Annotated in this window: 21 protein-coding genes; 11 read left to right on the top strand and 10 right to left on the bottom strand. The window is 55.8% G+C overall.

Annotated elements, in window-relative coordinates; genetic code table 11:
• Nucleotides 1-42 precede the first annotated feature (42 nt).
• Both WMW72_RS05060 and WMW72_RS05055 read left to right on the top strand, forming a co-directional pair.
• Nucleotides 43-324: a DUF2277 domain-containing protein gene (locus WMW72_RS05060; RefSeq protein WP_341414332.1), complete on the top strand. Its 282-nt coding sequence runs from the start codon at nt 43-45 to the stop codon at nt 322-324.
• 47 nt (nt 325-371) lie between these two features.
• On the top strand, nt 372-788 hold the full coding sequence (locus WMW72_RS05055; protein WP_341414331.1) for a DUF2203 domain-containing protein: 417 nt from the start codon (nt 372-374) through the stop codon (nt 786-788).
• A gap of 159 nt (nt 789-947) precedes the next feature.
• Here the strand turns inward: WMW72_RS05055 and WMW72_RS05050 are convergent, their stop codons facing one another.
• The 6 genes from WMW72_RS05050 to WMW72_RS05025 form a co-directional block, all read right to left on the bottom strand.
• Nucleotides 948-2,126 carry a DUF418 domain-containing protein gene (locus WMW72_RS05050; protein WP_341414330.1) on the bottom strand — a complete coding sequence of 393 codons (1,179 nt, stop codon included), beginning with the start codon at nt 2,124-2,126 and terminating at the stop codon, nt 948-950.
• Nucleotides 2,123-4,039, bottom strand: coding sequence for an ABC transporter permease (locus WMW72_RS05045; protein WP_341414329.1), 1,917 nt, complete (start codon nt 4,037-4,039; stop codon nt 2,123-2,125). The genes WMW72_RS05050 and WMW72_RS05045 overlap by 4 nt, the downstream gene beginning before the upstream one ends.
• Nucleotides 4,014-4,799 (bottom strand): ABC transporter ATP-binding protein, encoded by a 786-nt coding sequence (locus WMW72_RS05040; RefSeq protein ID WP_341414328.1) that lies wholly within the window; start codon nt 4,797-4,799, stop codon nt 4,014-4,016. The genes WMW72_RS05045 and WMW72_RS05040 overlap by 26 nt, the downstream gene beginning before the upstream one ends.
• 130 nt (nt 4,800-4,929) lie before the next feature.
• On the bottom strand, nt 4,930-6,000 hold the full coding sequence (locus tag WMW72_RS05035; RefSeq protein ID WP_341414327.1) for a sensor histidine kinase: 1,071 nt from the start codon (nt 5,998-6,000) through the stop codon (nt 4,930-4,932).
• Nucleotides 5,997-6,707 carry a response regulator gene (locus tag WMW72_RS05030; protein ID WP_341414326.1) on the bottom strand — a complete coding sequence of 237 codons (711 nt, stop codon included), beginning with the start codon at nt 6,705-6,707 and terminating at the stop codon, nt 5,997-5,999. Before WMW72_RS05030 ends, WMW72_RS05035 begins: the two co-directional genes overlap by 4 nt.
• A 180-nt stretch (nt 6,708-6,887) precedes the next feature.
• The gene (locus WMW72_RS05025; protein WP_341414325.1) at nt 6,888-7,553 is read right to left on the bottom strand and encodes a stalk domain-containing protein; all 666 of its coding nucleotides are present in this window, start codon (nt 7,551-7,553) and stop codon (nt 6,888-6,890) included.
• Nucleotides 7,554-7,856: 303 nt separating this feature from the next.
• On the opposite strand from WMW72_RS05025, the gene WMW72_RS05020 reads away from it, so the two are divergent.
• The gene (locus WMW72_RS05020; RefSeq protein ID WP_341414324.1) at nt 7,857-9,710 is read left to right on the top strand and encodes an assimilatory sulfite reductase (NADPH) flavoprotein subunit; all 1,854 of its coding nucleotides are present in this window, start codon (nt 7,857-7,859) and stop codon (nt 9,708-9,710) included.
• Nucleotides 9,711-9,747: 37 nt separating this feature from the next.
• On the top strand, nt 9,748-11,469 hold the full coding sequence (cysI, locus tag WMW72_RS05015) for an assimilatory sulfite reductase (NADPH) hemoprotein subunit (protein ID WP_341414323.1): 1,722 nt from the start codon (nt 9,748-9,750) through the stop codon (nt 11,467-11,469).
• A gap of 110 nt (nt 11,470-11,579) precedes the next feature.
• Here cysI and WMW72_RS05010 read toward each other — a convergent pair whose 3' ends face one another.
• Both WMW72_RS05010 and WMW72_RS05005 read right to left on the bottom strand, forming a co-directional pair.
• The gene (locus tag WMW72_RS05010) at nt 11,580-13,205 is read right to left on the bottom strand and encodes a response regulator (protein WP_341414322.1); all 1,626 of its coding nucleotides are present in this window, start codon (nt 13,203-13,205) and stop codon (nt 11,580-11,582) included.
• Nucleotides 13,202-15,001: a cache domain-containing sensor histidine kinase gene (locus WMW72_RS05005; protein WP_341414321.1), complete on the bottom strand. Its 1,800-nt coding sequence runs from the start codon at nt 14,999-15,001 to the stop codon at nt 13,202-13,204. The genes WMW72_RS05010 and WMW72_RS05005 overlap by 4 nt, the downstream gene beginning before the upstream one ends.
• A 255-nt stretch (nt 15,002-15,256) precedes the next feature.
• On the opposite strand from WMW72_RS05005, the gene WMW72_RS05000 reads away from it, so the two are divergent.
• The 5 genes from WMW72_RS05000 to ybaK all read left to right on the top strand — a co-directional run bounded on the left by WMW72_RS05000 (nt 15,257) and on the right by ybaK (nt 21,766).
• On the top strand, nt 15,257-16,804 hold the full coding sequence (locus WMW72_RS05000; RefSeq protein WP_341414320.1) for an extracellular solute-binding protein: 1,548 nt from the start codon (nt 15,257-15,259) through the stop codon (nt 16,802-16,804).
• Nucleotides 16,805-16,888: 84 nt separating this feature from the next.
• Nucleotides 16,889-17,797, top strand: coding sequence for an ABC transporter permease (locus WMW72_RS04995; protein WP_341414319.1), 909 nt, complete (start codon nt 16,889-16,891; stop codon nt 17,795-17,797).
• Nucleotides 17,798-17,815: 18 nt separating this feature from the next.
• Nucleotides 17,816-18,685, top strand: coding sequence for a carbohydrate ABC transporter permease (locus WMW72_RS04990; RefSeq protein WP_341414318.1), 870 nt, complete (start codon nt 17,816-17,818; stop codon nt 18,683-18,685).
• Between the two features lie 57 nt (nt 18,686-18,742).
• Nucleotides 18,743-20,947, top strand: a complete 2,205-nt coding sequence (locus WMW72_RS04985) for an alginate lyase family protein (RefSeq protein ID WP_341414317.1) — start codon at nt 18,743-18,745, stop codon at nt 20,945-20,947.
• Nucleotides 20,948-20,962: 15 nt separating this feature from the next.
• Nucleotides 20,963-21,766 (top strand): Cys-tRNA(Pro) deacylase, encoded by an 804-nt coding sequence (gene ybaK / locus WMW72_RS04980; protein WP_341414316.1) that lies wholly within the window; start codon nt 20,963-20,965, stop codon nt 21,764-21,766.
• Here ybaK and WMW72_RS04975 read toward each other — a convergent pair.
• Nucleotides 21,677-21,961 carry a hypothetical protein gene (locus tag WMW72_RS04975; protein WP_341414315.1) on the bottom strand — a complete coding sequence of 95 codons (285 nt, stop codon included), beginning with the start codon at nt 21,959-21,961 and terminating at the stop codon, nt 21,677-21,679. The genes ybaK and WMW72_RS04975 overlap by 90 nt on opposite strands.
• A gap of 351 nt (nt 21,962-22,312) precedes the next feature.
• On the opposite strand from WMW72_RS04975, the gene WMW72_RS04970 reads away from it, so the two are divergent.
• Together WMW72_RS04970 and WMW72_RS04965 are read left to right on the top strand one after the other, a co-directional pair.
• Nucleotides 22,313-22,480 (top strand): hypothetical protein, encoded by a 168-nt coding sequence (locus WMW72_RS04970; RefSeq protein WP_341414314.1) that lies wholly within the window; start codon nt 22,313-22,315, stop codon nt 22,478-22,480.
• 328 nt (nt 22,481-22,808) lie between these two features.
• The gene (locus WMW72_RS04965) at nt 22,809-23,507 is read left to right on the top strand and encodes a DUF7002 family protein (protein WP_341414313.1); all 699 of its coding nucleotides are present in this window, start codon (nt 22,809-22,811) and stop codon (nt 23,505-23,507) included.
• A 140-nt stretch (nt 23,508-23,647) separates the two neighbouring features.
• Here WMW72_RS04965 and WMW72_RS04960 read toward each other — a convergent pair whose 3' ends face one another.
• Nucleotides 23,648-24,580, bottom strand: coding sequence for an ABC transporter substrate-binding protein (locus WMW72_RS04960; protein ID WP_341414312.1), 933 nt, complete (start codon nt 24,578-24,580; stop codon nt 23,648-23,650).
• Between the last annotated feature and the right edge of the window lie 74 nt (nt 24,581-24,654).

The following is a 24,654-nucleotide window of genomic DNA, read 5'->3' as shown; positions in this document are numbered from 1 at the left end:
CAAGCGGCATTCAGCAGAAAACAGCCGGAGGGGATCAGCCCGATGTGCAGAAATATCAAAACACTATTCAACTTCGAGCCGCCAGCTACGGAAGACGAGATTCATGCGGCCTCGCTGCAGTTCGTCCGCAAGCTGACAGGCTTTAACCAGCCGTCCAAGGCCAATGAACAAGCGTTCCATCTGGCCGTGCAGGAAGTGGCGGAAACGGCCCGCAAACTGATGGACTCGCTGGTCACCCAGGCGGAGCCGCGCAATCGCGAGGTTGAAGCCGAGCGGGCCCGGGCCCGTAATGCCAAGAGATTCGGCACCGGGTCCTTGGAATAGAGACGGTCATAGCAGACTGAAAACGGGAAACCAGAGGTGGAACAACGATGAGCGACAAACTATTCACTATTGAAGAGGCCAACGAGTTACTGCCTGAGCTTATGCAGGATTTGCACCAGCTTCAGGAGATGACGGGCAGTTTCGAAGAGTTATATACCGAGCTGCAGAAAAACAAGGCTAAATGGAAGAGAGCCGCAACTCCGGCGAAGGAGATGGAGGACGATCCGTTCTTCGAGGCTGAGAGCCGGCTTGAATTCATGCGGATGGAAGTCGAGCTGTTCCTGCAGAACTTCGGCCGCAAGGGCGTGCTGCTGAAGATGATCAATCCCGGCTTGATCGACTTTCCGGCTGTGGTGGACGGGGAGGATGTACTGCTCTGCTGGAAACAGGGAGAAGAGCGCGTCACGCATTATCACAGCTTGTACGAGGGCTTCGTAGGCCGAAAATTGCATCCGGACGCGTAGAATCGGGTCGAACAAGCTGCTGCGCTTTTGTGTCCCTTGGATGAGCCGGCAGCCACCACGTTCAGATAGTCAAAAAAGCAAGCTGCGCAGCGTTTACGATCACGCTGGCAGCTTGCTTTTTTGGACTGTGCGGGTTTGGGAGAGGATTCCTGGACAACGTTAAGCCGATGTGCCTCTCGGTTCAGCTGTCAAGGGCGAGCGGTGATGCTTGCCATAGGTGAGCGCCCGCCATATCCTCTCCAGCGGCCCCATCCGGAATCTCTGTAGCCAGAGGCGGCTGAGCAGCATCTGAACGGCGAAGATGCCTAGAGATAGGAGGAGGCCTGTCGCATGCCCGACCTGACCATGCAGACCCAGACCGTAGCTGTAGAAGATCAGGGTCCCGATCACGGACTGCAGGATATAGTTGGTGAAGGCCATACGCCCTACCGAGCCGAACGGACGAAGCCAGATCTGACCGCGCTTCGTCTGCAGCAGCAGGGCGAGAGCGGTCAGCGAGAAGACGGCGCCGAGGGGCCAGCTTGCGATCATCGCCAGGTCCGCCCATTTCTGGACGGGCAGGAACGTCAGCGCGCTAAGGATGGCAAAGGCACCGCCTATCCAGACGCAGAGCCTGCGGAGCACGGCCCGGTTGCCGGGAATATCGTGCAGCAGCCTGCGCTTGGCAAAATAGCTGCCCAGCAGGAACATGCCGAGCAGATGGGGATAGAAGGTGAGCTGATTGAAGAAGCTGCCTACCCAGTCGTTGACTCTTTGCATCGCCAGCAGCGAATAAGGAGCTTCGCCGTATAAGTAGCTATGGTTGGTGATGATTGTCTCCAGCTCCGGAGTTACCGGGAAAGGTCCCGGGGAGTTCGTCAGCAGCAGCAGGCACGGCACCAATGCTACCAGAATCATCGAACAGACAAGCAGCGTTTTCGGCTTGCGCCCGGCCAGCGGGATCAGCAGTAGGCCGAGCAGCGCATAGTGAAATAAAATATCTCCGTACCAGATCAGCAGGCCGTGAAGAAGCCCGAATGCCATCAGCGCCAGCAGCCTTCTCGTCAAGCTTCCCTTGAAGGGGAGCCCCTGTGCCAGCGCGTTGTCCCTCATCATCACAACGCCAAAGCCGAACAGGAAGGAGAAGATGCTGATGAACTTGCCGGCTACCAGCAGCTCTACGGCCTTTTTCACCACGCGGTCCGCCGTACTGGTCCACGGATCGATATGCAGAGCAATGGCTAGCGACGAGGTGTTGAAAAATCTCATATTCGCGATCAGCACCCCGAGCAAAGCGACGCCCCGGATGATATCTATCGCTTCCAAACGAGGCTTTGTCGAATTCACAGGACTACTCATAGCGGTTGAACCACCTTCTTGAAATAGGATTGCTTGGCTAGCCAAAAATACCCCGTCTGCAGCACGAGATAGACCAGCAGCACGACCCCTCCGTACAGCCACACCTCAGCGCGAAACAAGTTGCTCAGCGCCTTCATGGCGAACGCCGTGTGGACCGCTCCCACCACGCAGGGCAGGTAAAACAGCGTGGCAATCTGCCACGAGACGATTCGGTTGATCTCACCGTGCGTCAAGCCGATGCGTCGCAGCGCCTGTAGCTGCGTCCGGTCCTCATCTACCTCCGTGAACAGCTTGAAGAAGATCAGGCTGCCGGAGGCGACGAAGAACAGTACGCTGATGAACATGCCGATGAAGAAGGAGAGCGAGCCCACCTGCTTGAAGGACAGGTAGTCGGCTGTCCGGGCGTTCAGACTGAATGCTTTGCCGCTAGGCACGAGCTGCGCGATCCGCTCGACAGACGGACCGGCTTCCTCCCAATTCTTGAGCTCGAAGCCGTAGGCGACAGGCTTGAGCTCATCGGGCACGGTGGAAGCCAGCTCGGCGTACTGGCGGTCATTCAGGACGAAGAGAAAGGGCGTCTTGGCGATTTCTCCGTATTTCTGACCGTTCATCGTAAGCTGCAGTGAAGCTCCGTTGACTTGAAAGTCCAGCACCTGCCCGGGTTGAACGAACTGCTTCTTCATTTCGAAGTAAGGGTAGAAAAACCAGGCATGCCCGTAGTCGGCCTCCAGCGGCTTCATATGGGGTAAGCGGGCCGCCAGCGCGTTGTAGTCGCTCACCGAGATCGCCATCGCTTTCACCGTACGCTGCATCTCCGGGATCGGCCCCTCCAGCGGCAGTCCGATCAGCTTGATCTCATACTCGAGCTGGACGCCATCCTCTTGGAGAATGCGCCGGATATCTTCCGGGTCCGCGATCGTATGGGCATCCACACCCGTTTCGTGGAAGCCGATGGTTTGCGGGTGGCGCTCCATCAGCTGCCCCTTCATCCCGTACAGCAGCGTGTTCAGAGCGCCGGAGGCGGTCAGGATCACGGCGCACAATACGGAAACCGTAGCCAGGATGCGGGCGTTATCCTTCAGCTTGTACGCCAATTGCGAGATTAGAATCAGATGAGTGCTCCGGTAATAGACGGCTTTGTTGGCCTGCAGACCCGTCAGCAGCGCTACGCTGGATTGGGTGAACAGGTAGTGCGTACCGAGCACGACAAGCCCGATCACTGGAAGCATCCACAGCAGGATCGTGGACGCGCTGACCTGGTAGGCCAGCGTATACCCGGTGCCGAGACATAGCGCGGAGAGCAGCACCAGCCACAGCGAGAAGCGGGGGAACGGCTTGGGCTTGCGCGAAGCGACCATCAGCTCGCTGATCTCCAGCCGGGTGGCGTGGCGCATGGATATCAGCGTGATGAGCAGGAAAATCACGAGGTAGCCGCCGGCTGTCAGCAGCGCCGCCATCGTCGGGATGTAGAAGCGCAGCGGCTGCTCCATCTGCAGCATATCGGAGATGAGCATGTAGAACAGCCGGTTGAACAGCAGGCCCAGCCCGATCCCCGTTCCCATCGACAGCAGGGCAATAGCCAGGTTCTCATAGATTACGATCCGGCGAATCTGGGAATTCGTGAAGCCGAACAGCTTGAGCAGTCCGAATTCCTTCTGTCTGGACTTCAGGAAGGCAGAGCAGGAATACAGCACGAAGAAGAAGGCGAAGATCGCGATGATGATTTCGCAGGCTATCATGGCAATCAAGATCATCTGTCCGCCCCAGATCCGACCGCTGCGGACCTCGGGATGAAGCAGGAAGGCCGCATACACGAAAAAGATCATAACGGCGAAGACGCTGCTGAAGAAGAAGGCGCTGTACCGGTGACGGTTGCCCTTCATTTGACTAAGAGCGAACTGGCGAAATGTCATTGAAGTTCCCTCCCAGCACGCTGAGCGCATCCAGAATCTGCTGAAAAAACGCTTGCCGGTTCGCGCCCCGGCGGATTTCCGAGAACAATCGGCCGTCCCGGATGAACAGGATGCGCCGGCAATAGCTCGCTGCGAACGGATCGTGGGTGACCATCAGGATGGTCGATCCCCGCTCGGCATTCAGCCGCTCCAGCGATTCCATCACATCCTTGGCCGCCTTGGAGTCCAGGCTGCCAGTGAGCTCGTCGGCGAGCAGCAGCGATGGACGGTGAATCATCGCCCGCGCGATCGCGGTCCGCTGCTTCTGCCCGCCGGACAGCTCGTAGGTGCGCTTGGTCAGCAGATCCCCGATCCCGAGCAGTGCGGCGCTGTCCGCCAGCCGCTGCTCCATGTCACGGAGCGGCATATTCTCGAGCACCAGCGGCAGCAGGATGTTCTCCCGGATCGACAGCGTGTCGAGCAGGTTGAAGTCCTGGAAGATAAACCCGAGCTCCCGCCGGCGGAACAGTGCCAGCTGCTTTTCCGGCAGAGATGCGGGATCGGTTCCTTGGATATCGAGTCTTCCGGAGGTCGGCTTGTCGATGGTGGCGAGCAGATTCAGCAGCGTCGTCTTGCCGCTGCCCGAAGGACCCATGATGCCGACGAACTCACCTTGCTCGACCTGCAGATCGATGCCGTTCAGCGCTTTATACAGCGGCCCGGTCTTCCCTCCGTATATTTTGGTCAAGGCTTCCGCTTTGACAACGTAAGATGATGGCATGGCTTTTTCCCTCCCATTGAACTTGGAACCCCTTTATCGTACCCGATCCGTACCTACGCTCCCATCGATTTAGCTTGCAGCCGGCAGAAAGTTCCTTACAAGATTGTCACCTAAGCAAAAAACAAAGCACTCACATGCAGTGAATGCCTTGTCCGGTGAAGAGAATCGTAACCGTCGTGCCGGCTCCGGCCGTGGACTCGACTGACAGCGGGTGTCCAAGCTTGCTGCACACCTGATGGGCCAGATACAGCCCCATGCCGGTGGATTCTCCCGTCTTCCTGCCGTTTTCTCCAGTGAAGAAGGGCTCTAGGACGCGGGGGAGATCCTGCTCGGGGATGCCGATCCCCTCGTCGGAGATGGAGAGCCGAGTTTCGTACGGACTCTGGGAAATATGGAGGCGGAGCTGCTTGCTGCCTGACCGGAGCCGGGAATACTTGACTGCGTTGGATAGAATCTGATTGAGAACGAAGATCAGCCACTTCTCATCCGTGACGACGACGGCCTCATCTCCGGTCAGGGACGGGTACAGCTCGGCGCGGATAAACGACGTTTTGTGCCTGTTCACCACGCTGCGCAGCAGCGGAAAGAGAGCTACGCGTCCTACATGCACATCGTGCTCGAACTGCTCCAGCCGCGCATCATGGAGGACGAGCTCCAGATACCCCTTGATCCGCTCATTCTCCTCGCGGATGCTCGGCAGCCGGTCAGAGAGCCCCGGCTCTTCTTCAGATAGGCGGTTATCCTGGGTCAGCAGATCGATCACGGAGACCGGGGTCTTGATCTGATGCACCCATTGGTCGGTGAACAGGCGCCGCCGCTCACCGACCGTTCGGTACTGTTCCAATAAATCCATGGTCCTCCGATGCTGCCGTTCCAGCGCTTGCACGACTAACTGCTGCTCCCGGGTGATGCCCGGCGCGAGGGCGGACAGGGCATCGACCGACTCTGTCTCGAGCCGCTGCTCCAGCATGCGGTAGAATTCGGCTTGACGCCTGTAGTCGATCACCAGCGCAGCCAGCAGGAAGAACAGCATGAGCAGGAACAGGTAGCCCATGCTCGCTGTGCGGTAGCTTCCCTGTTGGGGAACGATGCCCAGCAGCGCAATGGCAATGACGCAGGCCGAGCAGGCGAGGAAGAGCAGCACATAGACCAGCCGGTCTCTTGCGAACTGGGCGAAGCGGTAGGCTCGTCCGTGCCTCATGGCTGTCTGCCCGCCCAGGAAGGATTCAGCCGGTAGCCGCTGCCTCTGACCGTCTCGACGGCTTCTACGATGCCAAGCTGCTCGAGCTTCTTGCGCAGCCGGGTTACATTGACGGTAAGCGTATTATCGTCAACAAAGTGCACATCGTCCCATAAAGCTTCGAGGAGCTGCTCCCGGGACACAATATGCCCAAGCCGGCGGGCCATCGTATCGTACAGCAAGCATTCCTTGTGCGTCAGCTCTACCTGAGAGTCTTGCCAGATGAGCGTATTCCGTGTCCGGTCCAGCGTCAGACCATGCAGCTCCAGCAGGTCCCGGTGCTCGGCGGGCACGGAATACTCGCCGTAAGCCCGGCGCAGCGCTCCCTTGATCTTCGCCAGCACCACCTCGAGGTGGAAGGGCTTGGCGATATAGTCGTCTCCGCCGTGCTCGATCGCCATCACCTGATCCATCTCGCCGGTCCGCGCCGAGATGAACAGAATCGGTACGTTGGACACGAGGCGGATTTGGCGGCACCAGTAGAAGCCGTCGAAGCGGGGCAAATTGATGTCCAGTAGCACGAGGTCGGGCTTGTGCTGGATGAATTGCTCCTTGATCGCCGAAAAGTCCAGCACCCGAATTGTCTCATAGCCGTAGCGCTCGACGAAGTCGGCGAGTATGCCGGCAATTTTATCGTCATCCTCGATGATCATAATCCGGTAGTTCATGCAGCGGAAGACTCCTTTCTGCGGATCGTCTTGTTCCTGGTATAACGATAGCATGATTGGGCCGCAGAAACAAAACAAGCCGGCGCCGGATGACCCGGCGTCGGCTTGTGATCAGGCTGCCTGCTCTAAAGTTGGCGGCTCGTGCCACTCTCGTTACACGGATAAGCAGCCAGCCGCTTATTACTTGTAGCTGGAGGACGTCAGCGGAACGAAGAAGCCGCCGCCTTTTTGGGTCGTGATATTAATGTAGAGGCTTTCGGCGCCTGCAATGTCAACCTCGATCGTTTTCAGCCCGTCGTTGATGGAAACCGTATCTTTTTTTAGCAAAGCGAACGAATCGCTGTCCTTGATTTGAATCTCTTCAATGTCGCTGCCGAGCGCAGCTACCTGCAGGTATAGCTTCGTAAACTTTTTCTTCGGATATAGCGTGAAGCTGCCGTTGCTGTCTTTGTTGATCAGGACCTCTTGATAATCCTTACCTTTATAAGTCGTATCATTTTTGTCCTTGGACAAGTACACGTTATCGAAGCTCTCTGACGATACGGCGACGCCGTCGGCCTTGACGCCGAGCAGCACGGTGCTGGAAGCCGCATCGTAATCTACGCCTACACCCAGGGCGTTGGCGATCGCGCGTACCGGCAGATAGGTATTGCCTTCATAAGTGATAGGTTCCACGACTTTACCTTGCTCATCTTGAAGCTGAACCGGCTTTCCGTCAACTTTGACCTTCAGATCGTGGTTCAGATAAGCTTTGATTTCTTCCAGGTTAGTGGCGGCCAGCGCCAAAGCGCCTGCGTTCAGCAGCAAGGAGGCTCCCAGAATAGACGCGACAACTTTTTTCTTCATTGGCTGTGATCACTCCATGTCCAGTTTCTTGTAATTATACATGCAGAATTGTACAAGCCAAGGGACCAAAGACATAATTTGCATAAAATGTTGGATGCAAAGCGGGCGGCGTATCCTGGAAAAGCGGCTGTGCACGAAGGGATTCGACATCATTTGACGTTTTATCAGAAAGTCTGATGAAAGTCATAAGATTACTCTAATTGACCTATGCATCCCTGGATGGTAGGGTTTATAGTAAGATGAAAGAAGCATGTACCCCAATGGGTACATTATTATTGCATGCCATGCGAGGTGGGTTATTCGGTGGAATTACACGTAACGAACAGTCCTTTTACACAAGAACAAGCAGAGCTGCTTAATCGCCTTCTGCCTACATTAACAGAAGGACAACGGGTCTGGCTGGGCGGCTATCTGGCGGCACAGTCATTCGCAGCGTCCTCCGCGCCAGCGGCCGCGCCGGTTGCTGCGGCACCTGCACCGTCAGCCGTTCAGGCTGAGGTACCGGCCCTACCGGTATCCCGGGAAGTAACGGTGCTTTTCGGCTCACAGACCGGCAACTGCAGCGGATTGGCGAAGAAGCTTTCGAAGAAGCTTGGGGAGCAAGGCTTCCAGGTTTCCTTGTCCTCTATGGGGGATTTCAAGACGAACGGACTAAAGAAGATTGAAAACCTTCTCATTCTCGTCAGTACGCATGGCGAAGGCGAGCCGCCGGACAATGCGATTTCCTTCCATGAATTCCTGCACAGCAAGCGGGCCCCCCGTCTGGAGGGCTTGTCGTATTCCGTACTTAGCTTGGGCGATACGTCCTATGAATTTTTCTGCCAGACGGGTAAGGATTTCGACAAGCGTCTGGAGGAGCTGGGCGGCAAGCGCCTGACGGATCGTGTGGATTGCGATGTCGATTACGACGAGCCTGCCGGACAATGGACGGAGAAGGTGCTTCAAGCTCTGCAGGGGGCCTCAGCGTCAGCGCCTGTAACGGCATCTACAGCTGCATCCGGACAGTCTTCGCTGAGCGCAGCGGAGTCGGAATATTCCAGATCCAACCCCTTCCAGGCAGAGGTGCTGGAAAATCTGAATTTGAACGGCCGAGGCTCCGACCGGGAGACCCGTCATCTGGAGATCTCGCTGGAGGGCTCGAATCTTCAATATGAGCCGGGAGACAGCATCGGGATTTACCCGGAAAACCATCCCCGTCTGGTCGATGAGCTGATTGAGGCTATGGGCTGGAGCGCGTCTGAGCAAGTGTCCGCCCCGAAGAGCGGCGAGAAGCTTGCCTTGCGCGAAGCGCTGCTCCGTCATTATGAGATTACCGTTCTAACCAAGCCGCTTGTCGAGCAGCTCGCGAAGCTGACTTCCAATGAAGCGCTGGCCGGGCTGCTGGGAGCGGGGCGTGAGCAGGAGCTGCGGGCCTACCTGAACGAGCGGGACTTGCTGGATCTGGTGCAAGATTTTGCTCTCAAGGGCGTACCTGCGGCAGAGTTTGTCGCAGTGCTGCGGAAGCTTCCGGCCCGTCTGTACTCGATTGCGAGCAGCCCCAAGGCGACTCCGGACGAGGTGCATGTCACCGTTCGCGCCGTGCGCTATGAAGCCCGCGGGCGCGAGAGATACGGCGTATGCTCCGTGCATCTGGCAGAGCGTGCGGAATCCGGTTCGGCGCTGCCGGTATTCGTGCAGCAGAATCCGAACTTCAAGCTGCCTGACAATCCGGATGCGCCGATCATTATGATCGGGCCGGGCACGGGCGTCGCTCCATTCAGAGCCTTCCTCGCCGATCGTGAAGAAACGGGAGCTCGGGGCAAGTCCTGGCTGTTCTACGGTGACCAGCACTTTGCTACCGATTTCCTCTATCAATTGGAATGGCAGCGTTGGCTGAAGGACGGTGTGCTGACGCATATGGACGTGGCTTTCTCCCGCGATACCGATCAGAAGGTGTATGTGCAGCACCGGATGCTGGAGAAGAGCAAGGAGCTCTACCAGTGGCTGCAGGAAGGTGCGAGCGTCTACGTGTGCGGCGATGAGAAGAAGATGGCTCATGACGTGCACGCAGCCTTGGCTGCGATCCTCCAGCAGGAGGGCGGTCTGAGTGCAGAAGCGGCCGCAGATTATCTGGCCCGGCTGCAGCAGGAGAAACGCTACCAGCGTGATGTTTATTAATCGCTGGATATAGAACGAGAGGAGTGGGATACCCACCATGGCTACTAACTTAATTTCCGGTTCCAATCCGGCTACCCATAGCGATGTTGAAGAGTTGAAGCGCCGGAGCAACTATCTCCGGGGCAGCTTGGTTGAGACGCTGCAGGACCGGATCACCGGTTCCATTCCCGAGCTGGACAATCGGCTGATGAAGTTCCACGGCAGCTATATGCAGGATGACCGGGACTTGCGCAACGAGCGCAATAAGCAGAAGCTGGAGCCTGCTTTCCAATTCATGCTGCGCGTACGTGCGGCCGGAGGTGTTGTCACCCCCGAGCAGTGGCTGATGATGGACCGGGTCGCCCAGAAATATGCGAACGGCACGATTCGCCTGACGACACGGCAATCCTTCCAGCTTCATGGTGTGATTAAGTGGAATCTGAAAAGCACGATCCGCGAGGTCAATGACTCGCTGCTGAGCACGCTGGCCGCCTGTGGCGACGTGAACCGCAACGTGATGTGCAACCCGAACCCGTTCCAATCCGAGGTTCATGCCGAAGTGTATGAGTGGTCCAGCCGGATCAGCAGCCATCTCGACCCGCATACCCGGGCCTATCATGAGATTTGGCTCGATGGAGAGAAGATCGTGGACAGCCAGGAAGGAGCCGAGCAGGAGCCAATCTACGGACCGGTCTATCTGCCTCGTAAGTTCAAGATCGGGGTAGCCGTTCCACCGTCCAATGATGTGGACGTATTCTCGCAGGATCTGGGCTTCATCGCGATCGTTGAGGACGGACGTCTGAAGGGCTTCAATGTCGCGGTAGGCGGTGGCATGGGGATGACGCATGGCGATACGGCGACCTATCCGCAGGTATCCAAAGTCATCGGCTTCTGCACGCCGGAGCAGGTTATTGACGTGGCGGAGAAGACGGTTACGATCCAACGCGATTACGGCGACCGCGCCGTCCGCAAGCATGCGCGCTTCAAGTACACGATCGATGACCGGGGACTTCAATGGTTTGTCGATGAGCTGACATCCCGCCTGGGCTGGCAGCTGGAGGATGCTCGTCCTTATCACTTCGAGCATCACGGCGACCGTTACGGCTGGGTGAAAGGAAGCAACGGCAAGTGGCATTTCACGCTATTCATCGAGAATGGACGCGTGAAGGATGAAGGGGACTACCAGCTCATGACCGGGCTGCGTGAGATCGCCAAGATCCACACGGGAGATTTCCGGCTGACCGCCAACCAGAACCTGATTATCGGCAACGTTCCGGCGGCCAAGAAGAAAAGAGTCGAGAAGCTGATCGATCTCTATCAGCTGGATGACGGAGCGCATCATTCCGCTTTGCGCCGGAACGCGATGGCCTGCGTGGCATTGCCGACCTGTGGGATGGCGATGGCGGAGGCGGAGCGCTATCTGCCTGAGCTGCTGACCAAGCTCGATCTGCTGCTGGATGAGAACGGCTTGCGCCAGGAGGAGATCGTCATCCGGATGACCGGCTGCCCGAACGGCTGCGCGCGTCCGATGCTGGCGGAGGTCTCCTTCATCGGCAAGGCGCCCGGCAAGTACAACCTGTACCTGGGCGGCGGCTTCTCCGGCAACCGGCTGAACAAGCTGTACAAGGAGAACATCGGCGAAGCTGAGATCCTTGACACCTTGGGAGCGCTCTTCGCTCAGTATGCGAAGGAACGGAAGGAAGGGGAGCACTTCGGCGACTTCACGATCCGTGCGGGGTATGTGAAGGAAGTGCTGGATGGAACGGATTTCCATGCGTAAGCATGGACTGAAGCGTATATGAAGCGGAACCGCCCGGAGTGATTCGGGCGGTTATTTGTATGCTCGGCTAAGGCTAAGCTGTATGTGCCGGCACATGACCTTTTTGCAGGTTACAGCGTCTCCGCCACGGCACTCATTCTGCGGTAATCAGAGGGCGTGATGCCGGTTTCTTTCTTGAAAATCCGGTTGAAGGAACGGTAGTTTTCGAAGCCGATCGCTTCGGCGATCTCGAAGGTTTTCTGGTCCGTGGTCAGCAGCAGGAGCTTGGCCTTCTCGATCCGCTGGCGGGTCAAATACTGAATGAAGCTCACGCCGGCCGTTTTCTTGAACATGCTGCTGAAGTAAGGGACGCTATAGTTGATCGAGGCCGCCAAATCCTCGAGCTTATAGGGATAACTCAGATCCTCATGCATGCGTCCGATGATGCGGGCGATCGAGGCATCGATTTTGTTCCCGTCCCCCTGAAGCTGCTGCAGCTTGCGGAAATACGCAAACGTCGACTGATGAACGGAGGCAAAGGTCTGGCACTGCTCCAGCTTCTTGCGGAAGGCCGCCTTCAGGTCCGCTCCGCCCTCCGCATCCGGCGTAAAGTGGCTGATGTCAAGGAAGACCCTTAGATACAGGGATTTGATCTGCTCCGGGTCCCATCCATGCTCCATAGCCTGCCGGTAGAAGGAGGTTCGTTCCTGCTCCAGCGTGGCCGCACTGCGGTGAGGCTCCAGCAGCGCTTGCTTAAGCACCTTCATCCAGAAACGGCTAAGGGACTCGGGGATGTGTTGGAACTGGTTCAGACTCTCCCAGTCGCTGATGCTTACGCTCGACACGTTGTGATAGAAGAATGGGTACGGCGCAGAGGCCAGCTTCTTCACGTATTCGGATCGGCTGCCGTCTCCTTGGTCGAAGCTGCATTCCACGGCGAAGCTGTTCATTTTCAGATACAGGGCAAAGGACTGCTGCACTTGCTCCGGCAGCGGATGGGTGTCCGTCGCCCGTTCCTCCGCGTAGAACGCGAAGAAGCGCCCCTTGTCCAGCGCAATAACCTTATGCCGCGCACCGAGGTCGTCCAGCAATTCTCTCAGCACATTCACCCCGGCAAATTGCCACAGCTTCAGCTCCTCCACCTGATCGATGGAAAAGCGCAGCGAGCTGCGGTCCAGCTCCAGCAGCAGCAGCCTAAACCTCCCGCCGGTTACCGGAATACGGACCTGCTCCAGGCTCTCGAGCCACCTGGCCTCCGCAGCAGGCGTGCGCAGCATGTCCAGAAACAGGCTCTGCTCGATGCCGATTTCGTTATACCGCACCTTCTGCTCCAGCTCCAGCTGCTTCACCCGGGTCACGTCCTGGGATTCCAGCTTAGAGGTCAGCTCCGTCAGTGTCCTAGCCAGCAGGCCGGGATCGGTTAGGCAGTCATCCTTGAGCAGGTAGGCGGCCGCTTTTAACTGAATAGCCTGCTGGGCGTAATGAAAATCCTGATGGCAGGTCAGAATGACAATTTGCGGCTGGGGCAGACCGCTTTGTTCAATTTCTTGGAGCATCTCCAAGCCGCTCATCCCCGGCATCGTAATATCCGTAACCAGGAACTGGGGCTTGTGCAGGAGAAACAGCTCCAGCCCGTCGCGCCCGTCTTCCGCTTCGCCGACGAGCGATAGCAGATCGGAGCGCTGCTCGATCATCTGGCGAAAAATTGTTCTCGCTGGAATTTCATCCTCCACGAGGATCACGTTGTAGGTAGTCATGGGGCTTCCTCCTTGATCTGGATCGCATCGGATGGGAGCAGGAAGCGGATGCGCAGCCCTCCGTAGAGCCCGGTGTCCAGCTCAATCCGCGTCGACTTCCCGAACAGAAGCCGCATGCGCATCCACACATTCTGCAGGCCGATATTTTCGCTGGATTCCTCGTGCAGCAGATGCACCTTGAGCTTCTCCAGTCCCGCTTCTTCGATGCCGATGCCATCATCCTCAATCTCCATCAGGATATCCGCGCGATCTTCGCTTCGCCTTACCCGGAGCCGGATATGCCCCTCGTCCGCCTTGCGTGGGAGGATGCCATGGAAGACAGCATTCTCGATCAGTGGCTGCAGACTCAGCTTCGGAATCCGCATGCGGCGCAGGGGCTCCTCCAGCTCCAGGTGCAGCACGATCTGGCACTTGTATCGCATATTCAGCAGCCCAACATAATCCTCAAGATAATCCAGCTCCTGCTGCAGGAGTACCGTCTGCTCGTAGTTTTCCATGGAATAGCGGAGCAAGGCCACAAGTCTTCCCATGATCGTATTGATTTTCTCATAATCCTTCATCATGGCGAACATTCTAATGGTATTCAGCGTGTTGTACATAAAGTGGGGATTGATTTGCGACTGCAGAGCCCGGATCTCGAGCCTTCGCTTCAGATCCTCCGATTCCTGCAGGTCAACGAGCAGATCCTGAATACGGACGGCCATCGTATTGAGCATACGGCCGAGCTCCCCGATCTCATTGTTGGCAAAATGGGTGACGCGGGCATCGAACCGGCCCATCTTGATCGCGTCAACCTGACGTTTAACGGCCTGGAGCGGGCGATACAGCTGGTAGCCGAAGAAGACGACCGACAGAGCGCCTAATGCGATCAGCACCGCGAGGAAATAAAGGACCGTCTTACGTATCATATCCGTGCTCTGTGTGAGCTCCCGCGATGGAATCTCTGAGAGGATGATCCACTTGTCGTAGGTGGCGGTCTGCTTCACTGAGATAATCGAGCCGCTCATCCCGAACTGATCGGGTCGGCCCAGCTCTGCCCAGCGCTGCAGGATTGTCCGAATGCGTTGGGTATCCTCCTGACGATCCAGCTTGCTGGTCGTGGCCACCGTATTCCCGTTCTCCGTGAGGAGGGAAATGGAGCCTTTGGAGCCGAGCTGAATATTCTCGATCTGGCTTTGATACTGGGCATTGCTCATGGAAATCAGCAGGACACCCTTCAATTCCTCGTAAGGCTCATAAGGGATCCGCCCGATATAATAGGTGGACGTCTGCAGCAGCCGCAGCTCGGGAAGCGAGTGCTTGTCCAGAAACAGGCCGGACTGGCCTGAGGCCAGAAAATGTTCGATCAGCGGCTTGAACATGGAGCTCTCTAACGGTGCCGGAGCCTCGGTGGAGGACAATACCTCTCCTGTGATCGAGGAGTAAACCTGCAGTCCCTCCACATTGCCGATGACCGCGGAAGCGGTGCTGAGTACGGAGATCAGATCCTTCTTGCGGACGACCTCTTCGAAGTACGGCTCGATGGGCGGCACCAGCGCGCTCTGGATCGAGGAGATCCGGGAATACTGCTCGCTCAGCTCCCGGAAGCGCGACATGGTGAGCTCAATCCGGTCGACGACCTGATTCACCAGCTGCGCGTTTAGCCGGTTGACCTGCTGTTCTACCGTCGTGCTGGATACGGATAGGGAGATATTGGAAAGGACAATCAGCGGGATGATGGAGACTGCCAGCATCACGAGGATCATCCTAACATAGAAGCTGCGGGTCAGAAACCCGAAGAACGGTGACCTCATCATCAACACTTCCGTCTGTTAGGTTGTAAGCCTCCGGATTTCTCCGCAAGCGTTTACCTGATTATAGTACAACGCCAGGCGCTAAGGATATACACAGGGCATGGAATCGTAAAAATGGTTACACTTTCACTGGAATCCGACATGTTCATCCTGGCTCCTTTTCTTCTATAATCCAAAGTGTAAGCAAGGAACGCACAACGATTGATGAACAGAAATGGGGGAAGAAATATGCAAGTAAAGAAAGCGCTTTTACCCGTAATGGCAGCATCCGTACTCATGTCGTCCGCACTCGCCGGATGCTCCGGCAAAAATGGGTCAGCAGAGGAGTCCGGGGGAAATGGCTCCAATCCGCCCGCTTCATCCGGTGCGACAGGGGAATCTGTGTCACCTACCGATATCAAAGCGATGACGATTCTGTTCGGGAATCCGCCGGCGGCCAAGGACAATAAAGCGAAGGAGGATATGGAGAAGCGGGGAAATGTCAAACTCGATATGACCTTCGTTCCTTCCGAAGCCTACAAAGACAAGCTGTCCATAGCTGTATCGGCAGGCAATGCTTATGATCTGCTGCTGCTCGATGGCGGGAAGGATGATAAATTTACGAATCTGGTCAAGATGGGCGCCTTCCACGACCTGACGCCCTATCTGAAAAATGCGAAAAACATTAATCAGATCGAGGAAGCCGTATGGAACAATACCAAGGTGCAGGGCAAGGTATACGGGATTCCAAGACCACGCGGACTATATGGCGGCGGAGAAGCCAGCATCCTGATTCGCAAGGATTGGCTGGATAAGTATCAGCTTCCGCTTCCGAAAACGTTAGAGGAGCTGACGCACGCCTTAATGGTCTTCAAGGAGAAGGATCCGGCGGGTGGCGGCAAGACCATTCCGTATACGATCTTCGGCGTGGATGGCATTGGCTCTCCCGGCCCGTTCTCGGGCGTGCTCCCGGTTCAGTTCGCATTCGGGGTGCCCAACACTTGGAAGCTGGATAACGGCAAGCCTGTCCGCGACTTCCAGACGCCGGAGTTCAAGGCATTCCTCGACTGGCAAAAGGATGCCTGGAGCAAGGGCTTGATCGACAAGGACGCGCCGGTGCTCAAGAACCAGCAGCAAGCTCGAAGTAAGTTCCTGGCCGGCGTCGCCGGTGCGTTCGCGGGCAATACCAGCGACATAGCCGAAACGAATGTCGACAAGCTGAAGCAGACAGATCCGAATGCGGAGATTGCCATCATCGATATGCTAGAGGGCGCCTCCGGCAACAAGGGAGTAGCCGTCATCGGCGGTTACTATGGACTGTGGGCCATTCCTAGCTCCGTGCCGAAGGAAAAGGTGCAGAAAATCGTGGACTTCCTGGACTTCAGCGCCTCTGAGGAAAATGCGGCGTTCTCGAAAACAGGCGTCATCGGGGTTCATGCCACCGAGCTGAAAAATGGAATCGCGGTGCAGACCGAGGAGCAGAAGAAGCAGGCGGACCTGGATAAGCCCTCCCAATTCGTGCTGGAAAACCGGGTGGACCCGTATGTCTACGCCACATCCAAAAATCCCGAAATTCTGAAGGTGCAAAAGGCATCTCTCGATACAATCAGCAAGTTCGGCATTCCTAACCCGTTCCTCAGCTACAATTCCCAGGCTGCGAGCAAAAATCCGGACAGCTACAAGAAGATGAGCGCTGTCATGACGAAATACGTACTGGGTGAAGCCAAGTGGGAGGATGTCCAGAAGGAAATCGATGCCTGGAGCAACGGCGTAGGTGCACAAATCACGAAGGAACTGCTGGAGCAGTACAACGAAGACCATAAATAAGCTTCACTACAACCTATAAAGACAAGAAGACAGGGGTCTTCCGGGTACCCCTGTTTCCTGTCCGCGGAAAAGGAGGGCCAGGCTTTGGAGAGAACGATACGATTCAACAGATTCAAGCAGCTATGGCCTTTTTATTTGCTGGCCGCGCCGGGCGTTATTTATTTCATTGTCTTTCACTACGTCCCGATGTGGGGGTTGCTGCTGGCGTTCAAGGAGTACAGCCCCTTCATCGGGATCTGGGAAAGCCCATGGGTAGGCTTCGAGCATTTCAAGGAATTTTTCAGCACCTCCGATTTTTTTATTTTGCTTAAGAACACGCTGCTGATCAGCTTATTCAATCTGATTATCTATTTTCCTTTTACCATTTTGCTCTCGATCATGCTTAACGAGTTGAGGTTGAAGCTGTACAAGCGAATCTCGCAGACTATCGTGTACCTGCCCCATTTCTTATCCTGGGTTGTCATCTACGGCATCACCATCTCGTTCTTCGGCCCATCGGGTGTCATCAATTACTATCTGGATCAATGGTTCGGCACGAATGTCTTGTTCCTGGTCAGCAACGACTGGTTTCGGCCGCTGATCGTGCTGCAATCGATCTGGAAGGATGCGGGCTGGGGGACGATTATATTCCTGGCTGCGCTGGCGGGGGTTAACCCTGAGCTGTATGAGGCTGCCAAGGTTGACGGGGCGAACCGCTTCCATAATATCTGGCATATTACATTGCCGAGCATCAAGAGTACGATTGTGATTTTGCTACTGCTCCGGCTAGGCTCCTCTCTGGACTCCAATTTCATGCAAATATTCCTGATGACCAATAGCCTGAATCTGGAGGTGTCCAATGTATTCGACTTGTTCGTCTATCATATCGGTCTGGAGCAGTTCAATTACAGCTTCGCGATCACAGTAGGCATGTTCAAATCGGTAGCCAGTCTGATCCTGGTGGTGACAGCCAACTATGTGGCTAAGCTGCTTGGAGAAGAAGGTATCTTCTAAACGGGAGGAGGTCTTACGATGAAAGCACGCATCACCTGGTTCGACAGTGTGCTGGCACTGATTATCCTGCTGATCAGCATGCTGGTCATTCTTCCATTCCTATACATTATCGCGGTGTCCTTCAGCCCGCCGACCGATTCCATGGCAGGTCATTTCTTCATCTGGCCGAAGACGTGGACCTTGGATGCCTACAGTTACTTGTTCCATGCTCAAACCTTCATGACTTCGATTCTAAATTCCGTCTATATTACCGTCATGGGAACATGCCTGAGTCTGGTTGTCTCGATCACGCTGGCCTATTCTCTGTCCAAGAAGTTTGTGCCCGGGCGCCGGTTCCTGCTGCTGATGATTTTCTTCACGATGATCTTCCACGGGGGGATGATTCCGAGCTATCTAGTGGTCAAAAATCTCGGGCTGATCGACTCTTATTGGGCGGTCGTTTTGCCTGCGGCAAGCAGTGCCTTTAACATCATGGTCATCCGCTCCTTCTTCCAGAGCCTGCCCGAAAGTCTCGATGAAGCCGCGAGGATTGACGGCGCTGGGGAGTTCCGGATTTTGTTTCTGGTCGTCATTCCACTGTCCAAGCCGATCATTGCGACCTTTACGCTGTTCTTCATGGTCCAATTCTGGAACGAGTTCTTCTCCGCCGTCATCTATCTGAACGATACGACTCGCTGGCCGATTCAGCCGCTGCTTAGGCAGATGGTGGCGATCAGCGCGTCCAACATCTCGGCGGATGCCGCGATTGACGCGCAACTGGCTGTTAATCTCGGCCCCAATGTGCAGAATGCTGCGATCCTGCTCGCGATGCTTCCGATCGTAGCCGTGTACCCATTCCTGCAAAAATATTTTGCGCAGGGCGCTATGCTCGGTTCGATCAAGGAATAGATGGCTGGAAAATGATGCAGTAAATGATCGATTACAAGATAGAAAGGTGTGCATCCTATGATACCCACAGGATACAAGGAGCTGCGGAACGACCCCAGATATACCGGTCCGCTGTTGACGGACGATGCGTTTATCCGCGGGGAGCTGGATCTAGGCAGGCCGGCTATGAAGCTTGTCCGTAATCTCATTGCGGAGGGGGATGCGGCAGGAGCCAGAGATGCCTACCTGCGGATTGTAGGCGAGGACAGTGCGGGCCGATATTATTTCGGTGCGGACGATGTGCCAGCTATGATGACTATTGCCCGGGAGCTAAGCCATGGCGGGGAAGAGGCCAGGGAGGCGATCGAGGAGGCCGACCGGATTGTAGCGGGCGACATCCCGCTGTTCAAGGGCCGGAGAGCCGTCTTCCCGGAAGGGGACTATGATTGGAACAGCTGGCTGCATGACAGCTCTCAATATCAGCTGCATCTCACCCGGTTCGGGTATTTGAAATACTTATCCAGAGCTTACTGTCTCACCTCCGATGAGAAGTATGCGGCATGCTTTAACGGGATGATGAAGCATTTTATCCTGGATTGTCCGATGCCGGTGGACGATACCTTCCGCTCGCAGCACTGCACCTGGGACCCATTGTCCGTAGGGGTACGGATGTTTAATCTGCCCGAGGCCTTCATGACTTTCTACCGGTCTCCTTCCTTCGAACCTGAGGTCAAGATGATGATGATCAAGTCGTTCCAGGAGCATGCCCGGTATGTACGACGGTACCATGCGAGCCATGGCAACCATGCTTGCATGCAGCTGCGGGGGTTGATTCAGGTGGCGCTGCTGCTGCCCGAGCTGAAGGAAGCGGCGGAATGGCTGGAATACGGACTGAGTGAGATGCCGGCCTATATCCGGCAAAATGTGTACGAGGACGGCGTTCAATTCGAGGGCAGTCCGAACTATCATCTCGTCGTGATGCGGGACGTGTACGAGCTGTATTCTTTGTTCCAGGGACTGGGGATGGAGGCGGCTGTATACCGCGAGGTGCTGGAGCGGATGTTCGAGGTATTCAAGCATCTGCTTACTCCAGACGGCGGGGTGGTCAGGTTCGGAGATACCGATGTGCACGCAGTGGGCGAGCTTCGTACCATACTGAGCCTGGGGGCCTATCTGCTGAACCGGGGAGATCTGAAATTCTTAGGCCAGGAACGCCTTCCGTTCTCGCTGCTCTGGAGACTGGGGCCGGACGCGGTCGAGCGATACGACCGTCTGCAGGCTCAGCCTCCGGCAGATACGACGGCTTGCTTCCCTATCGGAGGCTATCTGGTAGCGAGACAGGCCTGGGAGCGGACGGCTATGCATATGGCGATGAGGGCTGGGATCGGTATCGCCGGGCATGCACATTCCGATGCGCTGAGCTTTATTGCTTATTCGGGCGGCCGGGAGCTGGTGGCGGATGCCGGGATGGGCTTGTTCGAATGGAACAAGGAACGCAAATATGTCGTATCGACCCGGGCGCATAATACGGTTGTCGTGGACGGGCAGGACCAGCATGTCCGCGGCATGCATTGGAGTACCCCGCCGACAGCAACTTGCAAAATCTGGGATTTCCGCAGTGAAACGGCTTATGACTACTGGTTCGCGAGCCATTATGGCTATACCCGTTACGAAGACCCTGTCGTCCACTCCCGTAAGGTTCTGTTTGTTAAAAACCGCTACTGGCTGATCGTGGATCTGTTCGAAGCCAAAGGGCGGCATGAATATGAGCAGTACTACCACCTGCCGACGGGAGAGGCGGTGGCGGACTGGAGGGGGCGGAGTGTCCGTACGGTTCATCCCGATGCGAACGTGCTGCTGGCTTTCCCGGGAGGGGAGCAGGAGGACCGGCTGTCGCTGGAATCCGGGCTGATCTTCATGAAGGGGCAGTATGATCCTAATCCGGTAGTCAAGCGTGCGATGTCTGCAACCGGGCGGGCCGCTTGGGAAACGGTCATTCTCCCTTATGGGACGAAGGAGGCGTCCCGGATTGCCATCGAACGTTTGCCTGTCCGCAAGGAAGGAATCGAGCTGGCTTCCTGGCAAGCGACCGGACTGCGGATTACGGGCCAAGGCTGGAGCGATGACATCTGCCTGTACCATGATCATGTGGATGTTACGGCATACCTGGATCATACGGGCAATCCGGTGTCCCCCGCGCTGCTTCCCAAGCCCGCAGAGACCGGGATGCTGGAATTTGCCGGGGAGCGGCATAGCCGCGATGTGATGATGATTTCCAAGTAAGCCTGACAAATATGTATGAGAAGCCCGTTCTTGGTTGAACGGGTTTTCGTCCGGGTTCAGCAGAATGCCTGGGGCTGCGCCGGGCTGCCGCAGGGAATGGACAAGCGAGGCTTCGCGTTCTATAGTGGATACCAGGTCAATAACTGTGCGTGGGATCAACTATTGACGGAAACGGAGCTAATACGGATGTCAGAGGTTAAAACCAATGCGATGCGGATGCTGGACAAGGCTAAAGTATCCTATAGCATCTTGACGTATGACCATGAGGACGGCACCGTTCACGGGGCTGCGGTCGCCGAGCGAATCTGCCGACCTCCAGAGCGTGTGTTTAAAACGCTGGTGGCTCATCAGGGAAAGCAGCTGTTTGTATTTGTCATTCCGGTAGCGGAGGAGCTGGATTTGAAGGTGGCAGCCAAGGCAGCGGGGGTGAAGAAGGTAGAGCTGCTGCCGCTCAAGGAATTGCTGCCCTCTACGGGCTATATCCGGGGCGGCTGCTCACCCGTCGGCATGAAGAAGCTATACCCGACCTTCATCGACAGCAGCGCCCAGACGCTGGATGTGATGGCCGTAAGCGCTGGCCGGATCGGCTTCCAGATGGAGCTGGAGCCAGAACGTCTTGCTGCTCAGGTGGAGGCTGTCTTCGCGCCTCTCGTCCGCAAAGAAATAGAAGAACAGAAAAAAACTATAACCTTTAGCATGTGTAAGGTTAGAGGCAGGAATAAGCCAATGCTAGAAATCAGACGTAGCGATCTGAATCGTTCCGAAGGTTCCGACAGGTCCAGTCAGCAGAGCGGCAACAAGCAGCCGGGCAACGGCTAAGGTCAGGCTTGAAGAGGCAGGGATCGTGTACGTAATGACAGGAGCATTGACGCGCGTGAGGACGAGGTCGATCGGTGCCGGACCGTTGTTATTTACGGTCACAGTCGCGTTAATTCCACCGTTCAAGTTTTCATAGTAGGACTTGCCGATATTGGGACCGATGGAGAAGGTTTGTTGCGGCAGTACGATTGCCATTTGGAATCACCCCCTTATGCTATTAACATATGCGGGGCAATCTCTCAGAGTGAGGGCTACCATAGAGTATTAACACATTTTAATAGGGACTCCGGTACCGCGAACGGCTGGCAGACGGGGCATGGGACGAGCTGTTTGGAACGGCTCTGTTTCTATGTCATGGACAGGAGCCATATCGTTTTCAGCGAAATTGCGTATGTATCCGCTAATCATTATTAGAATAAAAGCATTAATGAGCCGATGGAGCAGCCGCATACATTACTATGCGTGACCAAATCCAATGGAATGCGAGTGATACCCATGGCGATGTCATTTTGTGCGCATTGTAACGAGAGGATTCCGGATGGCTCCATGGCCTGCAAGTATTGCGGGACGTTTGTCAATCAGGCCGGCGGAGGGACCGCAGCTGCATCGGTGGCAAGCGAAGCTCCCAGCAAATCCAGTGCCAAGCTGTGGATAACGAGCATCGTTATTATCGTTGTGATTGCTGCGATTATCCTGCTGCTGGTAGCTTCCTGATACTCTGACGCCCTGGCGTCCGCTGCCTGCACGGTAAACCAAGCCAGTTCATGATGCCCGCTGAGGGCGGATGGATTGGCTTTTTTCCTTGGGAATTTATGCTTATAACGGGGCTGGCTTCAAGAAATGGCTTGTCTACCGCAATTTGAACAATGAGCAACTCAGTTGTGAGTAAAAACTTCCTCTAAAGCGTCACAGCCCTTCGGACATTTCTTGACAACCCCTTATTATCCATTTTTACATGAAATGGAGCTTTGCTAGACTAGAAACAGCCGAATAAGGGGAAAGCTACTGATCTTAACTGTCTTGAGGAAGGTGAGACTACCGGATGAACCTCGATGTCCTAATTGCCGCGATCACCAAATCCAAAAACCGAAAGTTTCTATATCATTTCACGAGAGCTGCGAATTTACCGGCTATTGCTCATTTTGACGCACTGTGGTCAAGTGGAGTTTTGTATCCTGAAGGGGCAGGAGAGCGCCGCACGGGGGCCAGGCAGGTGAGGTATCGTGACTACGTGATGACGATCAATGCGCATCTGCGGATACTGGACAGTATGCTCGATGACTCGACCACCCAGGAACAGTTTCGTTCAACTCTGGACCAGCATGTGTTTCTGTGGCCGACACTTCGGGATTGCCGGAAAATGATGGAGACCTATGCACGGCGTGAGCCAGAGGAGGCCTTTGCCGTGCTGGAATTCGATGCGTTTACGCTGCTTGCTGAGCATGCTTCCCACGTCAAGCTATCCAAATACGATTCAGGAAGCTCCCCCCGGTTTCCGAAGCTTTGTATGTACAAGAAGAGCCCGGACATGTTCTTACCATTGAGTGAGTTTAAGACGGTCCTTCGTCAAGCGGTTCCGGCGAAGGCGTCCGAGGTTCGGGAGGTTCTGATCGAGGGTCAGGTCAGGCAGCTATCCAGGCATCTGCGTTCGGTGTACGTCCAATCCGGAACAGACATACCCGAGCGCTGGATGGGGCTGGCTAAGTCATGGTCGGAGTTAATGAGGGAGCCTTCATCATGATGGAGGCTTAGGCCGATACGCCAGTATAGATGAAAATAAAACATCCCCGCACGACTTCAGCAATCGGGCCCGCGGAAGACATGCGGGGAGGGGAGAACGGCGGTTTGCAGCTTGATGCACAACGATAACAGATATGCTTCTTATTTCACGATCGCTTTCAGCACGTCATCGACCTTCATTGTATTGGAGAGGGCTCCGCTCGCCATCCAGTAGTTGCTCGGCATGTCATAGACATGGCCGTTTTTTACGGCGTGGAGGTTCTGCCATAGGGGACTGGTTTGAAACTCCTGCATGAGCGGCCTGGAGGCTTCCCCTTGCACCAGGACGAAAATATAATCTGCATCCAGCTCCGGCAGCTTCTCTAGTGACAGAGACTGCGCCCGGCTCCAGCTCCATTCCTTCACCAGCTTGTGCGGTGTCAATCCGAGATCGGAATAAAGCACGAGTCCGCTATAAAAGGAACCATCCATCAGTTGAATTTCCTTCGGCTTCGCACGGATGACCGCAAAGGTTTTATTGGCCACATAAGGCTGCAGCTTGGCCTTCGCATCCGTGACTTTATCCTCGTAAGCCTGGATAGCCTTGTCGGCTTTGTCAGTCGTGCCGGTCATGGAGCCTACCACCTTGAGCGTTTGCCTCCAGTCTACAGTGGCATCCTTGAATACATAGGTCGGCGAGATTTGGGTGAATGGCTCGTAAGCTTCCTTCTCCATCATATTCGTCGTGTACAGGACGGTCAGATCGGGGGCGAAGGCAAGCAGCGCTTCCTTGTTCAGGCCGGCGGTGAAGTCCAGCTTGGGTACATCTTGAAGATAAGGCTCCAGGTAGTCCTGCACCAGAGGGCCGTAAGACCATTTGGCTACAGGCTTGATGCCGAGTGTAATCAGGGCGTCCTCCAGGTAGGGAGCGACGATCCGGTTGGGGGCCGAAGTCAGATTAACTGTGCCGTACATATGCTTGAACTCGTGCTCTTGCAGGGCTGACGATGAAGCAGCCGGAGGCGGAGCTTGATCCGGAACTGAGGCCTCGGAAGCGGGTTTCGGGGTGCCGCATCCGCTGAGCAATATCAGCATGGAGCAGGCAGTCCAGAGCCATCGTTTATGTGTTCGAGAGTTGTAGCGCATAGGGCCTCCTTGGGTCGGCATAG

The organism is Paenibacillus filicis (genome assembly GCF_038070315.1).
Lineage (GTDB): Bacteria > Bacillota > Bacilli > Paenibacillales > NBRC-103111 > Paenibacillus_G > Paenibacillus_G filicis.
The sequence above is the reverse complement of the archived record's forward strand: the minus strand, read 5'-3'. Positions and strand labels throughout refer to the sequence as shown.

Excerpts from the sequence above, each read along its gene's own strand:
- WMW72_RS04985 (WP_341414317.1), top strand. The coding sequence starts at position 18,743 with ATGATACCCACAGGATACAAGGAGCTGCGGAACGACCCCAGATATACC.
- WMW72_RS04970 (WP_341414314.1), top strand. The coding sequence starts at position 22,313 with ATGGCCTGCAAGTATTGCGGGACGTTTGTCAATCAGGCCGGCGGAGGG.
- WMW72_RS05005 (WP_341414321.1), bottom strand. The coding sequence starts at position 15,001 with ATGATGAGGTCACCGTTCTTCGGGTTTCTGACCCGCAGCTTCTATGTT.
- ybaK (WP_341414316.1), top strand. The coding sequence starts at position 20,963 with ATGAGAAGCCCGTTCTTGGTTGAACGGGTTTTCGTCCGGGTTCAGCAG.
- WMW72_RS04975 (WP_341414315.1), bottom strand. The coding sequence starts at position 21,961 with ATGGCAATCGTACTGCCGCAACAAACCTTCTCCATCGGTCCCAATATC.
- WMW72_RS05060 (WP_341414332.1), top strand. The coding sequence starts at position 43 with ATGTGCAGAAATATCAAAACACTATTCAACTTCGAGCCGCCAGCTACG.
- WMW72_RS05035 (WP_341414327.1), bottom strand. The coding sequence starts at position 6,000 with ATGAGGCACGGACGAGCCTACCGCTTCGCCCAGTTCGCAAGAGACCGG.
- WMW72_RS05000 (WP_341414320.1), top strand. The coding sequence starts at position 15,257 with ATGGCAGCATCCGTACTCATGTCGTCCGCACTCGCCGGATGCTCCGGC.
- WMW72_RS05040 (WP_341414328.1), bottom strand. The coding sequence starts at position 4,799 with ATGCCATCATCTTACGTTGTCAAAGCGGAAGCCTTGACCAAAATATAC.
- WMW72_RS05050 (WP_341414330.1), bottom strand. The coding sequence starts at position 2,126 with ATGAGTAGTCCTGTGAATTCGACAAAGCCTCGTTTGGAAGCGATAGAT.
- WMW72_RS05030 (WP_341414326.1), bottom strand. The coding sequence starts at position 6,707 with ATGAACTACCGGATTATGATCATCGAGGATGACGATAAAATTGCCGGC.
- WMW72_RS05010 (WP_341414322.1), bottom strand. The coding sequence starts at position 13,205 with ATGACTACCTACAACGTGATCCTCGTGGAGGATGAAATTCCAGCGAGA.
- WMW72_RS04960 (WP_341414312.1), bottom strand. The coding sequence starts at position 24,580 with ATGCTGATATTGCTCAGCGGATGCGGCACCCCGAAACCCGCTTCCGAG.
- WMW72_RS04990 (WP_341414318.1), top strand. The coding sequence starts at position 17,816 with ATGAAAGCACGCATCACCTGGTTCGACAGTGTGCTGGCACTGATTATC.
- WMW72_RS05025 (WP_341414325.1), bottom strand. The coding sequence starts at position 7,553 with ATGAAGAAAAAAGTTGTCGCGTCTATTCTGGGAGCCTCCTTGCTGCTG.
- cysI (WP_341414323.1), top strand. The coding sequence starts at position 9,748 with ATGGCTACTAACTTAATTTCCGGTTCCAATCCGGCTACCCATAGCGAT.
- WMW72_RS05055 (WP_341414331.1), top strand. The coding sequence starts at position 372 with ATGAGCGACAAACTATTCACTATTGAAGAGGCCAACGAGTTACTGCCT.
- WMW72_RS05045 (WP_341414329.1), bottom strand. The coding sequence starts at position 4,039 with ATGACATTTCGCCAGTTCGCTCTTAGTCAAATGAAGGGCAACCGTCAC.
- WMW72_RS04965 (WP_341414313.1), top strand. The coding sequence starts at position 22,809 with ATGAACCTCGATGTCCTAATTGCCGCGATCACCAAATCCAAAAACCGA.